The sequence below is a fragment of the Burkholderia ubonensis genome, from assembly GCF_902833085.1.
In the GTDB taxonomy this organism is placed as follows: domain Bacteria; phylum Pseudomonadota; class Gammaproteobacteria; order Burkholderiales; family Burkholderiaceae; genus Burkholderia; species Burkholderia ubonensis.
In genome coordinates this window covers 498,969-513,368 of sequence record NZ_CADFEB010000003.1, presented here as the reverse complement: position 1 = coordinate 513,368, position 14,400 = coordinate 498,969, and the positions used below count along the sequence as shown (strand labels likewise).

Below are 14,400 nucleotides of genomic sequence, written 5' to 3'. Positions count from 1 at the left end.
CTTGCGTCGGGCAATCGATGGGCAAGCTCGCATTGGCAATACTGCGTCCCAAATGACGCCCACATCGACCGTGCGCTGTCCGGCTTCGACAGGCGACGGCTGGACGGCGCACGCCTGGCTCATCGACCCGGTCAGCTGACGGGTACCGCACGAGCGCTCGGGGTCGCCTGGCCGGCGCCTGCGTCACCCCGCTGCGTCACCGTGCCGTCTCGGCCGCTTCCACGACCGGCAGCGGCCGGCTTGCGATCTTCTCGGCTTCCCCGCGCTTGAGCCCCAGCGTATGCAGCAGCGTCGCCGCCGTGCGTTCCGGAAAATGCTCTCCGCTGAAGCCGAGTTCCTTGAGAACGCCGGCCGCCGGCGCGCCCGGAGCGACGAAGTTGAGCTCGGCGGCAATGGCGGTCAGCACCGTCCCGCCAACCGAAAGGAAGCCGATGAATGGGTCGGCGACCACGAAGCGTTTCTCGGCGATGCCGCGCTCGATGTCGCGCAGCAGGCGTTGACCCAGGCCAAACGTCAGGACGCGCGCCGAAAAGCCCTCGCGTATCAGGAAGCGTCCCCACACCGGCTCGCGCCGCGCGCGCATCAGCGTATGCCGCACCGAGACGGAAATGATTTCCGCCGGGTCGGACAAGCCGCTGGCCAGGCGATCGAGCGAATCCGCGAACTCCTCGAATACCGATTCCACGAGGGTGGCGTAGATCGCCTCCTTCGATTCAAAGTGGTTGTAGAACGAGCCAAAGCCGACGTCGGCGGCCTCGGTGATTTCGTTGATGGCGACGCCTTCCATGCCCTTCTCCGCCATCAGTCTCAGCGCGGCGTCCAGCAGCCGGGCACGGGTCTCCCGCTTGCGGCGCGCGCCGCGCGGCTCGCGCTCTTCGGCGACCGCGGCCACGGGACTGGGTGCTTCCGGAGCCGAGCGCTTTGGTGTCCGGCGATTCGATGTATTCGGCATGACGTTTCCGATCCTTGTTCGTACCCAAGTATAGATTCAAATGTCTACATTGACAAAGTCATCATCTATGACTTTAATGTCACCAAAGGCTGCGGAACACGGCCTCAGGAACCGATCGAACGACGAATGGAGAAACGGTGGAGACACACATGCACACGGGCGCCAGCGCGTCCATTCACGACAACCCGCTCTCGTCGCCGGAGTGCGGGCTGCCTTCGATGCTCGGCGTACTGATCGCGGGATTCGGGCCAGTCGGCGCCGCATCGGGCCCTTTGTCGGCCAGTCACGGCACCGGCGACGAGGCGCGCCGCTCCCACGCGAAATCGACGATCGACCTCGCGACATTCATGGTCCGGCCGGTGATGTCGTGCGACGGTGAGATTGCATGCCTGCCGTTGCGCGGCAAGCCCCTCGATGCGACGGCGCCTGCCTTCGCGATTGCCATTCGATCTGCCTGATTGCCATCCGCCATGAAACTGACCACCACACAACCGGCTCGCCACCCTCACCCCACGACGAAGGCATCGGCGCTCGCCTATCTGATCTTCGATCGCCCCGATCTCGACGAGGCAGAGCACTTTCTCAACGACTTCGGTCTCCGAACGGTGCTGCGGAACGACACGCAATTGCTGCTGCGCGGAACGGGCACCGCACATTTCTGTTATGTCGTTCGCCATGCGCCGAAGGCCAGCTTCGTAGGCTTCGGATTGCAGGTCGACAGCCGAGCCGATCTGGAGGCGCTCGCCAAAGTCCCTGGCGCGTCGGAGATCGAGGCATCGGATTGGCCAGGCGGCGGCCTCCGGGTGCGGCTCGTCGATCCGTCGGGTTTTCGGGTCGACGCGATTGCGGGCCAGTCACTGGCCGACACGCTGCCGCATCGCGCCCCGCTCCCGTTCAACTCGGTCGACGCGCCCGTGCGGATCAACGAAACGCAGCGGCCGCCGGCGAGCGCGCCCGAGGTCATTCGGCTCGGACACGTCGTACTCGAGCTGGCCGACTACCAGGAAACCTGCGCGTGGTACACGCAGCATTTCGGGTTCATCCCCAGCGATGTCCAGGTGCTGCCGGACGGCTCCCCTGCGGTTGCGTTCATGCGGCTCGATCTCGGCGACAGGCCGGCCGACCACCATACGCTCGCGCTCGCCCAAGGGTTCGTGTCGACTTACAGCCATAGCGCGTACGAACTCGTCGACGCCGATGCCGTCGGCATGGGCCAGCGCATGCTCCACGACAACGGGTGGGCGCACGCGTGGGGCATCGGCCGGCACATTCTCGGCAGCCAGATCTTCGACTATTGGCAGGACCCGTGGGGCGACAAGCACGAACACTATTGCGACGGCGACCTGTTCACGGCCGACGAGCCGACGGGCGTGCACGCGGTCAGCCGCGAAGCGATGGCGCAGTGGGGCCCGACGATGCCGCGCAGCTTCACGAAGCCCCGGCTCACGCCGTCGAGCCTCGCGGCGCTGTTTCGCAACCTGCGCCGCAGTCCCGATCTTACGGTCGGCAAGCTGCTGACGCTGGCAAAGCTGTTCGCCTGATCCCCAACCGCCAATTCGATTCACGAGAGATCATTCATGTCACTGCATGTCCTGCACTTCCGGCATCAAGGCCGCGCCCAATGGGGTGTGGTCGCCAACGGCGCCGTCACGCCGATTCCCGGCGACTTCGAGACAACCGCGAGCTTTCTCGCGGCGAATCCGGTTGAACGACTCGTCACGCTCGACGGATCGACGATTCCGGAGTCGGACGTTGAGTGGCTTCCGCCGGTGACAGCCAACCAGCAATTCGTTTGCCAGGGCGCGAATTATCGTCGGCACATGATCGAATCGGGCATGGATCCGGACGCGAAAAAGTTCAACATGATCTTCACGAAGGCGACGAGCTGCATCGTCGCTGCCGACTCACAGGTCGTGAAACCGCGGCACGTCCGGTTTCTCGACTACGAAATCGAGCTCGGCCTCATCCTCAAACGCGACATCACGTCTCACCAGCAGATCACGGACACGAACCTGCACGACTATGTCGCCGGCACCGTGATCGTCAACGACTATTCCGCGCGCGATGTCCAGATCCCGCAGATGCAGTTCTACAAGGGCAAGAGCTTCCGGACGTTTGGCCCGGTCGGCCCATATCTGTGCCTGCTCGAGCGGCGTGACTTCCCGAAGCTGAAGGCGCTCGTCCTGACGTTGACCGTCAACGGCACGGTGCGTCAGCAGGACTCGACATCGAACCTCGTCTATGGTCCGGCGGAAACGTTGACCGAGTTGTCGGGCGTGCACGACCTTCGCGCCGGCGATCTGCTCGCGACCGGCACGCCGGCCGGCTGCGCACTCAGCATCCCGTCGCCGCTCAAGCAGCGGGCCGTCGCGCTTTTTCCGGAATCCGTCAAATGGAAGATGTTCATGAAGGTGCAGGCGGGGCGAGCGCAGTATCTGAAGGCCGGAGATATCGTCGAAGCCCGGATCGCGAGCCGCGACGGAACGATCGATCTGGGCGTGCAGCGTAACGAGATCGTGGACGAAGCAGCATGAACGGCATCGCGACCCAAGACGACGTGCTGGCGATCGAAGCGCTGGGCCTTCCGCCGGACCTTCCGGCCAGCACGTACGAGATGATCTGCGCGGGTGCAGCCATCGATCCGTCCGCCCCCGCCCTCTCCTTTTTCATGACCGCCGACGCGCACCGCGACGCCGAATGCTGGACCTATCGCGAGCTGGTTCGCGACATCACGCGCACGGCCAACATGTTCGCGCGCCTCGGTGTGAATTCGCAGTCGGTGATCGCTTATGTGCTGCCCAATCTTCCCGAAACGCATTTCGTGATCTGGGGCGGACAGGCGACCGGCATCGTATGCGCGATCAATCCGCTGCTCGAAGGCGAAGCGATAGGCCATCTGCTCAAAGCGGCCGGTGCCAGCGTGCTCGTGACGCTCGCGCCATTTCCCGGGATCGACCTCTGGCAAAAAGTCGCGGATGTCCTTCACGAGGTCGAGCCGCTGCGGCATCTCGTGCTGGTCAATCCGGCCGATCGCGTGCGGGGCACGGCGCAGTCGGCGGCACGCACGCTCCAGCATGACGCGTGTGCGCAGCTATACGGCGATGGCGGTTTGCGCAGCGCCGTGCCTGCGCGCATCCAGATCCACGACTTCGGTACGGCAATCGCGCGGGAATCCGGTACAGCGCTCGACAATGCGCGCCGCATTCAACCTGGCGACATGTCCTCTTACTTCTGTACCGGTGGAACCACCGGGTTGCCGAAAATCGCGATGCGCAGCCACGGCAACGAAGTGGCGAATGCATGGAGCGCCGGGCGGTTCTTCGGCGACAGTATCGGCCCCGGCAAAGCGACTTTCTGCGGCTTGCCGCTCTTTCACGTCAATGCCGCGATGGTGACCGGCCTCCTGCCTTTCTCGCGCGGCGCCCATGTCGTGCTCGGCACACCGCAGGGTTACCGAGGCGACGGCGTCGTCAAACGTTTCTGGGAAATCGTCGAACATCATCACATCAATTTCTTCAGTGGCGTCCCGACGCTTTATGCCTCGCTGCTCGACATTCCTGTCGACGGTCATGTCATCGACTCGCTCGAATACGGCCTGTGCGGTGCTGCGCCAATGCCGGTCGGCGTCTTCAGGGCCTTCCAGGAAAAAACGGGCATCCGGATTCTCGAAGGTTACGGCCTGACCGAAGGAACGTGCGTGAGCAGCGTCAACCCGACGACCGGCGAGCGCCGGCCGGGATCGATCGGGCTTCGCATCCCCTTCCAGGCGATGAAGGCAGTCGTCGTGGACGATGCGGGACGGTATCTGCGCGACTGCGCAGCTAACGAGGAGGGGCTGCTCGTCATCTCCGGGCCGAACGTTTTCACCGGCTACACACATCCCGACCAGAACAAGGCCCTGTGGCTCGATCTCGGTGACGGCAAGCGCTGGCTCAACACCGGCGACCTCGGCCGCTGCGACGTCGACGGTTACTTCTGGCTGACCGGCCGCAAGAAGGAGTTGATCATCCGCGGCGGACACAATATCGACCCGGCGACGATCGAGGAACCGCTGCATCGACACCCGGCGGTCCAGATCGCCGCGGCAATCGGGCGCCCCGATGCCTATGCCGGCGAGTTGCCGGTCGCGTATGTTCAGCTCAAGCCGGGTATGACCGCTACCGCGCACGATCTGGAAGTGTTCATGCAGCAGGAGATCGCTGAACGCGCCGCCCTGCCCAAGCATGTCCGAATCGTCGAAGCGATCCCGCTCACGGGCGTCGGCAAGATTTTCAAACCGGAACTCAAGCGCCGGGAGACGAGTGACGCACTCCGCACGGCATTGGACCAGGGCGGAGCCCCCGGCGCATCAGTCGACGTCGCGACCAGTGATTCCGGCGGAATGTCGGTCTCGGTCAAGCTGAGCGATCCCGGGTTCGAGACTGCGGCGCGCTTCGTGCTGGGGCGCTTTCCGTTTGCGTTCTCGATTTCGATCGCCGCGGGGCCAATACGATCGCCTGGATCGACGGCGACAGATCCGCGGTGACGAAGAAGCACCACTAGCCGCGACAACACAAACTCAGAAAGCGGCTCGTCACTATCAATAAGGTATCCAAATTAGTTGTTGTTCGTGAATCGGATCGAGACAGAGGAGACACAAGATGAATTCAAGGCGAATGACGAGTTTCGCAGGCATGGCGGTTTGTATCTGCACGGCTGCACTTGCCGACAATGCAGATGCACAGACGGCCGGAAGCATCACCACATCGGTGGGATGGCTGCACGTATCGCCACAGGGCAACGCAACGCCGCTGACCGTGCAAAGTGTTGGCGGCGTAACGGTGAATCAGCAACTATCTGGTACCGGGGCGCATGCCAGCTCGACGGATACGATGGGCATCACCACCGAGTACTACGTCACCGACAACGTTGGTGTCGCCATGCTGCTCGGACTGCCGCTGACAGTCAATCTGGTCGGTGACGGGACGCTGCAGAAGTATGGCACCCTCGGCACGACAAGGCCGATGCCGCCCGCCATCGAACTTCGATATCACCTGTTTTCCGCTACATCGAAATTCCGCCCGTACGCAGGACTTGGCGTGAACTATACGTGGTTCACCCAGGTTCGAGCCACCAATCGCCAGTTCGTCTCCGACAGCTTTGGGCCGGGCGGCTCGGCGCGCGCGACACTCAGCGCATCGTGGAACCCGGTGTTCGAGCTCGGGGCGAGTTACGCAATGACCAAACATTGGTCTGTCGGTGCTTCCGTCGGCTACATGCCGGTGAAGACCCACCTCACGTTATACGGGCAGACCGCGACCGGGACGCAGATCGTTTCCACATCGACGCTCCGACTCAATCCCGTCAGCGTTTTCCTGAACGTCGCTTATACGTTCTAGCGGATGCGCCCCGATGCCAGCGCCCCCGCATGGAAGCAACACTTTGGATCGAACGATGAAACGACAGGCCCTCAAGACCATTCTTTTTGCATTGCCCAAGGTACTGGACCTGACGGCGCGCCGCTTCCCCGCCTATCGCGATCGCCTCAAGGAGCGCAATCTCGTCGCGTGGATCGGGCTCATGGATCAAAGCATCGGTCGCGCGATCGAGTTCAGGAATGGCCGCATTCGGTCGCGCGCCGGCAAGCATCCGCGGCCCGACGTGCGCATGGCCTTCAAGGACGTCGCCACCGCCCTGAAGTTCCTTTCCCCGAGCCCGGACCAGGGCGAAATCGTCCACGCCGCCAAGAACTTCAAGGTGGTCACCGAGGGCGAGGACGAACTGCTGGTTTGGCTCATGCAAACCCTGAGCATGATGCGCACGGTCGGTCTGCCAATGGGCACGCCCATGCGCGACGGCACCCGACGCTACACGACCTGTACCAATGGCGGGCCCCTGTTCGTCTACGTCAAGGATGGCCGCATCGTCCGCGTGACGCCCATCGAGCTGGACGATACGGATGCGTCAAGCTGGGTGATCGAGGCACGTGGACGCCGCTTCAGCCCACCACGGCGTGGATTGGTCGCGCCCCACGCGTTGACCCTCAAGTCGCTGGTCTACTCCGACAAGCGCATCCTTCACCCGATGAAACGGGTCGACTTCGACCCTGACGGCGAGCGCAATCCCCAGAACCGAGGCAAGTCCGGCTATGTGCGTATCAGCTGGGACGAGGCCCTGGACATCGTCGCCAAGGAGATCAACCGGCAGAAGCGCGTTCACGGTCCCGGTTCCATCACGTTCCCGATGTCGTCCCACCACCAGTGGGGCAACGTCGGCTACTACCTCAGCGCGCTGACGCGCTTCGCCAACCTGATCGGCTTCACCCGGGTGGCCGCGAATCCGGACAGCTGGGAAGGCTGGTACTGGGGCGCCATGCATCATTTCGGCAATTCGATGCGCGTCGGCGTGCCCTCCGGCTATGGCGGCCTCGAAGATGGTCTCAAGGAAGCCGAAATGATCGTCTTCTGGTCCTGCGACCCCGAAAGTACCAACGGGGCCTACGCAGGATTCGAGGGAACCCCACGCCGCCTGTGGGCCAAGGAGCTCGGCATCGAGTTCGTTCACATCGACCCGCACTGCAATCCGACCGCCCAGCTGCTGGGCGGCCGCTGGATCCCGATCCGGCCGCAAACCGATGCCGCCCTCGCTACCGCCATCATGTACGTCTGGACCGTGGAGGGCCTGTACGACGAGGATTACGTCGCGACGCGCACAACCGGTTTCGACGATTGGAAAGCCTACCTTCTGGGCGAAACCGACGGTACCCCCAAGACGCCCGAGTGGCAGGAGAGCGAGACCGGCGTGCCGGCCAAGGACGCCCGTGCGCTTGCGCGCCTATGGGGCAAGAAGAAGGTGCATCTCGCCGTCGGGATGACCGGCGCGGGATTCGGCGGCGCGGGCCGCGGGGCGACCGGGGCGCAATGGGCGCGCTGCATGATCATGATGATGTCCATGCAGGGCTGGGGCAAGCCGGGAGTGAATTTCGGCTGCCTCGAAATCGGCGTCCCGCACGACCTCCAGTTCTACTTCCCCGGCTACGCGGACGGCGGCATTTCAGGCGACCTGGCGTGGACCGCCAATGCGGTGGACAACTACCAGCGCATGCCGCACATCCTGACCATGAATCCCGTCAAGCAAATGGTGCCGCGACAGCAGATGCCCGATGCGATTCTCAACGGTCACGCCACCGGTTATCTCTGGGACGGCATGTCCCAGGAAGCCCAGTTTGCGCCGTTCACCTACCCGATGCCCGGCTATTCGCCGATCCGCATGATCTATCGCTACGGCGGATCCGCGTTCAGTACCGTGACGAATTCCGGACGCTGGACGGAGGCCTACCGGCACTCGAGCATCGAGTTCGTCGTCAATCAGTCGATCTGGATGGAAGGCGAAGCCCAGTTCGCCGACATCATCCTGCCCGCGTGCACTTCGCTGGAGCGTTGGGACATCGGAGAATGGGCGAATTCGGGCGGCTACGCCCACCATGGGTATGGCACGGTCAACCATCGAATGCTGACGCTGCAGCACAAATGCATCGAACCCTTGGGCGAGTCCCGCTCCGACTACGACATTTTCACCGCCATCCTGACCCGGTTGGGCCTGGGTGGCGTTTTCACCGAAGGCTGCGGCGATCTTGACTGGGTCAAGCGCGTCTTCGACTCGTCGGACCTGCCCGATCACATTTCGTGGCGCGAATTCTGCCGCAAGGGCTACTTCGTCGTGCCGCCCGAAAAGCCCGAGCTGCGCCATCCCGTGGACATGCGCTGGTATGCGGAAGACAGGAGGAAGGACCTGCCGGAACCTCATCCGCTGCCGTCGCAGTTCTCGGAAAAGTTCGGCAGGGGCCTTCAGACGCCGAGCGGCAAGCTGGAGTTCGTGCCCGAGTTGCTGAAGCGGCACACTGCGGACAACCCCGAGCGGCCAGCGCTCAACCGATATATCCCCTCCTGGGAGGGCCTGCGCTCGGACCTGGCTCGGCGCTACCCGCTGCAATTGATCGCCACCCACAGCCGCTACAGCTTTCATACCCATTGTGACGGCAAGAATTCCGCGGTGAACGGCATCGACGATCATCGCGCGCTGATCGCGGGGCACCGGTTCTGGCTGCTGAGGCTCAATCCGGCTGACGCCGCCATTCGACGCATTGCCCATCGCGATCTCGTCAAAGTGCACAACGACCGCGGCGCCGTGATCTGTGCGGCCGATGTCTCGCCTCTGGTGAACGCCGGAGTGGTGAAATCCTACGAGGCGAGCGCTGAATTTCAGCTGATCGAAATCGACGGCGAGCAAGTCGAGATCGGCGGTTGCATGAACATGCTTACCTCCGACCGGCCGCAGACCTCCGGCACCAGCAGCATGAGCCCGAATTCCTGCCTGGTGCAGGTCGAGAAATGGCGCGGTGCCGAGGCGTTCATGCTCGGTCGCGCAGCGTGAGGAATTTCAAATGAGCAAGTGGAACCTGATTGTCAAAGTCGGGCGTTGCGAGAATTGCCAGAATTGCGTGATCGCCGCGCGGGACGAGCACGTCGGCAACGACTTCCCCGGTTACGCCGCACCCGCCGCGGCCAACGCCGAGAGCCCCATCCGCATCCTGCGTCGTGTACAGGGTGCTTCGCATATGATCGAGACCACTTATCTGCCGGTCATGTGCAACCACTGCGACGACGCGCCCTGCATGCGTGTGGGCGGTGGCGCCATTCGCAAGCGCGCCGACGGCATCGTCATCATCGATCCGGACAAGGCGCGAGGCCGAAAGGACATCGTGAAGGCGTGCCCCTACAAGGCGATCGTCTGGAACGAAGAACTGCAACTGCCCCAGATCTGGATCTTCGATGCTCATTTGCTCGACCAGGGGTGGCCCCGTCCGCGTTGTCAGCAGTCGTGCCCCACCGGTGTTTTCGAGACGGTCAAGCTCGATGACGCAGCGATGGCCCAAAAGGCCCGGCGCGAGGGACTCAAGGTATTGCGACCCAACCTGGGCACGAAGCCCCGCATATGGTATAGCGGCCTCGAGCGCTGGGAAACGTGCTTCGTCGGCGGAAGTGTCAGCGCCCAGGCAGGAGATGTGGTCGAGTGTGTCACGGATGCGGTCGTCGCCTTATATGCAGGTAATCTGCAGGTAGCCGAAACCGTCTCGGACGGCTTCGGCGATTTCCGGTTCGACGGCCTGGCCAGGGGCAGCGGCATCTACCGAGTCAAGATCCGACACGCCCTCGGCAACGCTTGGCGCGAATGCGAATTGGGCGACAGCGCGTACCTGGGCGAGATCAGGCTCAGTCAGAGCCACTCGGCCACCTCAACAGTGCCGAGTTCGCCGGACACCGTATGTGCTCCGGCATCACGACGCGATGGGCGTCAGGCACACGTTCCCGGTGAACGCCTGAAGTAACCCTGTGCCAGGGCAACCCAATACCGGACGCCGGCCGGAATGATGTCGTCGTTGAAATCGTATTTCGGGTGATGCAGCGCCGGCGCGCCCGCTTCGGCCGGCGCATTGCCGATCAGCACGTAAGCGCCGGGGCGCTCCTCCAGCATGAAGCCGAAGTCTTCGGACGTCATGTTCGGCGGCACGTCGGGGTAAAGGCGTTCGTCGCCGAACGTCTCGCGAATCACCGCTTCGCAGAGTGCGGTTTCGGCCGGCGTGTTGACCGTCGCCGGGTAGTACTGAAAAAATTCGACCTCGACTTGCGCGCCATGGGCGCGGGCCAGCCCCTCGCACATGAGCTGGACGTCGCGCTGCAGCTGTTGCTGCAATGCAGACGACAGCGTGCGAATCGTCCCGCGCAGCTCGGCGCTGTCCGGAATGACGTTGTCCGTCGTTCCCGCATGGAACATGCAGACGGAAATGACGGCGGGATCCACGGGATCCTTGTGCCGCGCAGCGATGGTCTGACACTGCAGCACCATCGAACATGCGAGCGGGACGGGATCGACGCCCAGATGCGGCTGCGCCGCATGCGCGCCTTTGCCGGTTACCGTGATCCTGAACCGGGAACCCGCGGCCATGATCGGCCCCGTGCGCAACCCGAAATGCCCGGCCGGCAAACCGGGCCAGTTGTGCATGCCGAATACCGCTTCCGTCGGGCATTGCTCGAACAGCCCGTCGTCGATCATCTTCCGCGCGCCCGCGCCGCCCTCCTCTCCTGGCTGAAACACGAAATGAACCGTGCCCGGCAACTGCGGCAGGCCCCTCATGACGCGTGCTGCCCCGAGCAACATGACGGTATGCCCGTCATGCCCGCACGCATGCATGACCCCTTGCGCGCCCGATGCGTGCGCGAAGTCGTTGGCTTCCTGGATCGGCAGCGCATCCAGATCCGCACGGAGCACGATTCCGCGGCCAGGGTCCGCCCCGGGCAGGCTCGCGACGACGCCCGTGCCGCCCAGCCCGCGCGACACCGTATAGCCGATATCCTCAAGCTCGCGGGCAACGACGTCGGCCGTCCTGTGTTCCTCGAATCGCAACTCGGGATGCGCATGCAGATCGCGGCGCAAGGCCGCCCAGTGTGCGTAATGGGCTTTCAGGGACGTCTCGGGGATGTCGGGGTTTTCCAATGTCGGCACCTTCGAAAAGTAGACGGCTTCCATTCTGTACTGCCGCCGCGTTCGCGCACAGCGGCTCTTTCAGTCGTAGAAGCCCAGGATCGACTTGACCTCCGTGTACTCCTCCATCCCTTCGATCCCGTACTCGCGGCCGTTGCCCGACTGCTTGTACCCGCCGAACGGAGCCTGAGGGTCCCATACCGGATAGTTCAGGTGCACCTGCCCCGCCCGGATGCGCGCAGCCACCGCGCGCACGCGTTCCTTGTCGGTGCCCTGCACATGTGCGCCCAGCCCGTAAACCGTGTCGTTCGCGATGGCGACGGCTTCGTCGATGGTGTCGTAAGGAAGGATCGCGAGGACCGGGCCGAAGATCTCCTGCTGCGCGATCGTCATGTCGGTGCGGACGTCGGAAAAGATGGTCGGCCGCGCATAAAAGCCCCGGTCGAATCCCGCCGGCCGCCCGGGGCCGCCGGCGAGCAGCTTCGCCCGTTCGTCGATGCCCGCGTCGATCATCTGCGCGACCCGGCCGAACTGCGCGCGATTGGCCAGCGGGCCATGCGTCGTCGCCTCGGCGAACGGATCGCCGACCACCATCCGTTCCATTGCCGCGACGGCCAGCTCCTCGACGCGGCCCAGGACGCTGCGCGGCACGATCAACCGGGTCGGCGCGCTGCACGACTGGCCCATGTTCCGAAACGCGGCGGCGACGCCTGGCGCGACGGCCCGCTGCAGGTCCGCATCGGGCAATACGATGTTCGGCGACTTGCCGCCAAGCTCCTGCGCGACGCGCTTGACGGTCGGCGCCGCCGCTTGCGCAACCAGCACGCCGGCACGCGTCGACCCGGTGATCGACACCATGTCGACCTCCGGGTGCGACGCGAGCGACGCGCCCACTTCCGTTCCATTGCCGCTCACCAGGTTGAACACGCCCGCGGGCACGCCCGCGTCGGCGATCACTTCCGCAAACAGCAACGCGCTGAGCGGCGACAGCTCACTGGGTTTCAGCACCACCGTGCAGCCTGCCGCGAGCGCCGGGCCGACCTTCGCGGTGATTTGATAGATCGGCCAGTTCCACGGTGTGATCAGCGCGCAGACGCCGATCGGCTCACGCACGATCGCGGTCGTCCCGCGCCGGGTCCGGAACGGATAACCGGCCAGATTGTCGCGCGCGACCCGGATATGTTCGGCCGCGAGCGGCACATGAGCGCCGCGTGCGTAGTTGATCGGCGCGCCCATTTCCATCGCGAGCGCCATGGCGAACCGTTCGGCGCGCGCCAGTATCAACGCGTGAACGCGGTCGAGCAGCGCGGCGCGTTGCTGCGGCGAGGTCGCGGCCCAGCGCTCGAAAGCGCGGCGCGCGGCCTGCACCGCGCGCTCGGCGTCGCGCGCGTTGCCGAGCGGGATGTCGCACAGCGTGTCTTCAGTGGACGGACAGACGACCGCGAACCGGTCGCCGCCGTCAGGCAAAACCCAGTCGCCGTCGATGAAGAAACGATCCAGCCTTCCGGCTTCCATCAGGTGACGAACCGGTGAGTCGATGAGTGAATGCATTGCAGGGTGTCCTTGAGTCGATGCCATGTGCCGCGGGACGGCCTCGAACTAGAAATCAGCGACCTTGCCCCATGCGGAATCGTCGAACCGGCTCGGCCGATACGGTATCGGGTCCACGATCGGTTGCGCGCCCGTGGCAAGATCCGCGATCAAGTGACCGGCGCCCGGGCCGATGCCGAAACCGTGCCCGGAAAAACCCGCCGCCAGGATCAATCCCGGCACGCCCGGCACTTCGCCGATACCCGGGACGCCATCCGGCGTGCTGTCGACGAACCCCGCCCATGCGTGCGTGATCGTCGCTTCGCGAAGTTCGGGCAGCAGTTCGACCGCACGGCGGTACGTTTCGGTGACCGTCCGCATATCGGGCTTCGGGTCCAGAATGCGCACCGACTCCATCGGGGTCGGCGCATCGAGCCGCCACCGCTTGAGCGTTTCGTGGCCGCCGCGCATGCCTTCGAGGCCGCCCGGAAGCAGGTTGCGCCAGCGCTTCGCGAACATCGGCACGAACTGCGGGGCGAATCGCAGGAACTGCGGCGTCACGTCCACGCGCGCGCGGCCGCTGATGGCGAGTGCGTAGCGTCCATCGCCGCGGCGCGTCACGGACACGCCGGAGGTGTACAGCGCATCCGGCAAGCGCTGTTCGACGGGCGACACGCTCAGGATCGACTGACGGATCGACGCCTGCGGAAAACGGACGCCGAGCTGGCGGCAGAACGACGACGCCCACGCGCCCCCGGCGAGCACGACCGTCCTGGTCTTGATCACGCCGGCTTCCGTGACGACGCCGCTGACGCGCCCGCCCTCGAGTTCGATGCCGCGAGCCGCGCAGTGCTGGTGGACGCTGCCGCCGAGCGTCATCAGTGCGGCTGCCACGGCCGGCGCGGCCTTACCCGGATCGGCCGTGCCGTCGCTCGGCGACAACACGCCGCCTTTCCACGGCCGCCCGGTTGCGTGCCCGCGCTCGGTGGCTTGCTTGCCGTCGAGCATATACGTCGTCACGCCCGCGGTCTTCGCGAAGTCGCCCCAACTGGCCCAGCGGGACAGCTCGGCCTCGTCATTGCTCAGATACAGCAGCCCGCAGCGATGAAAGCCCGTGTCTTCGCCGGATTCGGCGGCGAATCGTTCCCACAGATCGATGCTCTTGCTTGCCATCGGCAATTCACGCTCGTCGCGGTTCTGCTGCCGGCACCAGCCCCAGTTGCGGCTCGACTGCTCGGCCCCGATTCGCCCCTTCTCGACCAGCGCGACCGACACCCCGCGCCGGGCCAGGTAGTACGCGGTAAAGACGCCGATGATTCCGCCGCCGATCACGACGACATCGGCCGCGGCCGGCAGCGTGGGTGAAGTTTCGATATGGCGCAGCGGAGGGGACATGT

General features: G+C 64.6%; 11 protein-coding genes. 7 read left to right on the top strand and 4 right to left on the bottom strand.

The window, feature by feature from the left end; all coding sequences use genetic code 11:
- Window positions 1-196: 196 nt before the first annotated feature.
- On the bottom strand, window positions 197-952 hold the full coding sequence (locus tag HWX31_RS09765) for a TetR/AcrR family transcriptional regulator (RefSeq protein ID WP_059751925.1): 756 nt from the start codon (window positions 950-952) through the stop codon (window positions 197-199).
- A 149-nt stretch (window positions 953-1,101) separates the two neighbouring features.
- Here HWX31_RS09765 and HWX31_RS09760 point away from each other — a divergent pair, with 149 nt between their 5' ends.
- The 7 genes from HWX31_RS09760 (at window position 1,102) to HWX31_RS09730 (ending at window position 10,319) form a co-directional block, all read left to right on the top strand.
- A complete protein-coding gene (locus HWX31_RS09760) occupies window positions 1,102-1,410 on the top strand; it encodes a hypothetical protein (RefSeq protein WP_174958855.1) in 309 nt (102 codons plus the stop codon).
- Between the two features lie 12 nt (window positions 1,411-1,422).
- Entirely contained in the window at window positions 1,423-2,493 is a 1,071-nt protein-coding gene (locus tag HWX31_RS09755) for a VOC family protein (protein WP_174958852.1), read from the top strand.
- A gap of 36 nt (window positions 2,494-2,529) precedes the next feature.
- On the top strand, window positions 2,530-3,486 hold the full coding sequence (locus tag HWX31_RS09750) for a fumarylacetoacetate hydrolase family protein (RefSeq protein ID WP_174958849.1): 957 nt from the start codon (window positions 2,530-2,532) through the stop codon (window positions 3,484-3,486).
- Entirely contained in the window at window positions 3,483-5,477 is a 1,995-nt protein-coding gene (locus HWX31_RS09745) for an acyl-CoA synthetase (RefSeq protein ID WP_174958846.1), read from the top strand. Before HWX31_RS09750 ends, HWX31_RS09745 begins: the two co-directional genes overlap by 4 nt.
- A 115-nt stretch (window positions 5,478-5,592) precedes the next feature.
- Complete coding sequence (locus HWX31_RS09740; RefSeq protein WP_174958843.1) at window positions 5,593-6,330, top strand: OmpW/AlkL family protein; 738 nt, start codon at window positions 5,593-5,595, stop codon at window positions 6,328-6,330.
- A 55-nt stretch (window positions 6,331-6,385) separates the two neighbouring features.
- The gene (locus HWX31_RS09735) at window positions 6,386-9,364 is read left to right on the top strand and encodes a molybdopterin-dependent oxidoreductase (RefSeq protein ID WP_174958840.1); all 2,979 of its coding nucleotides are present in this window, start codon (window positions 6,386-6,388) and stop codon (window positions 9,362-9,364) included.
- A 10-nt stretch (window positions 9,365-9,374) separates the two neighbouring features.
- On the top strand, window positions 9,375-10,319 hold the full coding sequence (locus HWX31_RS09730; RefSeq protein WP_174958838.1) for a 4Fe-4S dicluster domain-containing protein: 945 nt from the start codon (window positions 9,375-9,377) through the stop codon (window positions 10,317-10,319).
- Here HWX31_RS09730 and HWX31_RS09725 read toward each other — a convergent pair.
- The 3 genes from HWX31_RS09725 to HWX31_RS09715 all read right to left on the bottom strand — a co-directional run bounded on the left by HWX31_RS09725 (window position 10,286) and on the right by HWX31_RS09715 (window position 14,398).
- Window positions 10,286-11,485, bottom strand: coding sequence for a M20 aminoacylase family protein (locus tag HWX31_RS09725; RefSeq protein WP_059615169.1), 1,200 nt, complete (start codon window positions 11,483-11,485; stop codon window positions 10,286-10,288). The genes HWX31_RS09730 and HWX31_RS09725 overlap by 34 nt on opposite strands.
- Window positions 11,486-11,554: 69 nt before the next feature.
- Window positions 11,555-13,024 (bottom strand): aldehyde dehydrogenase family protein, encoded by a 1,470-nt coding sequence (locus HWX31_RS09720; protein ID WP_174958835.1) that lies wholly within the window; start codon window positions 13,022-13,024, stop codon window positions 11,555-11,557.
- A 48-nt stretch (window positions 13,025-13,072) separates the two neighbouring features.
- Window positions 13,073-14,398 carry an NAD(P)/FAD-dependent oxidoreductase gene (locus HWX31_RS09715; protein WP_174958832.1) on the bottom strand — a complete coding sequence of 442 codons (1,326 nt, stop codon included), beginning with the start codon at window positions 14,396-14,398 and terminating at the stop codon, window positions 13,073-13,075.
- Window positions 14,399-14,400: the final 2 nt, after the last annotated feature.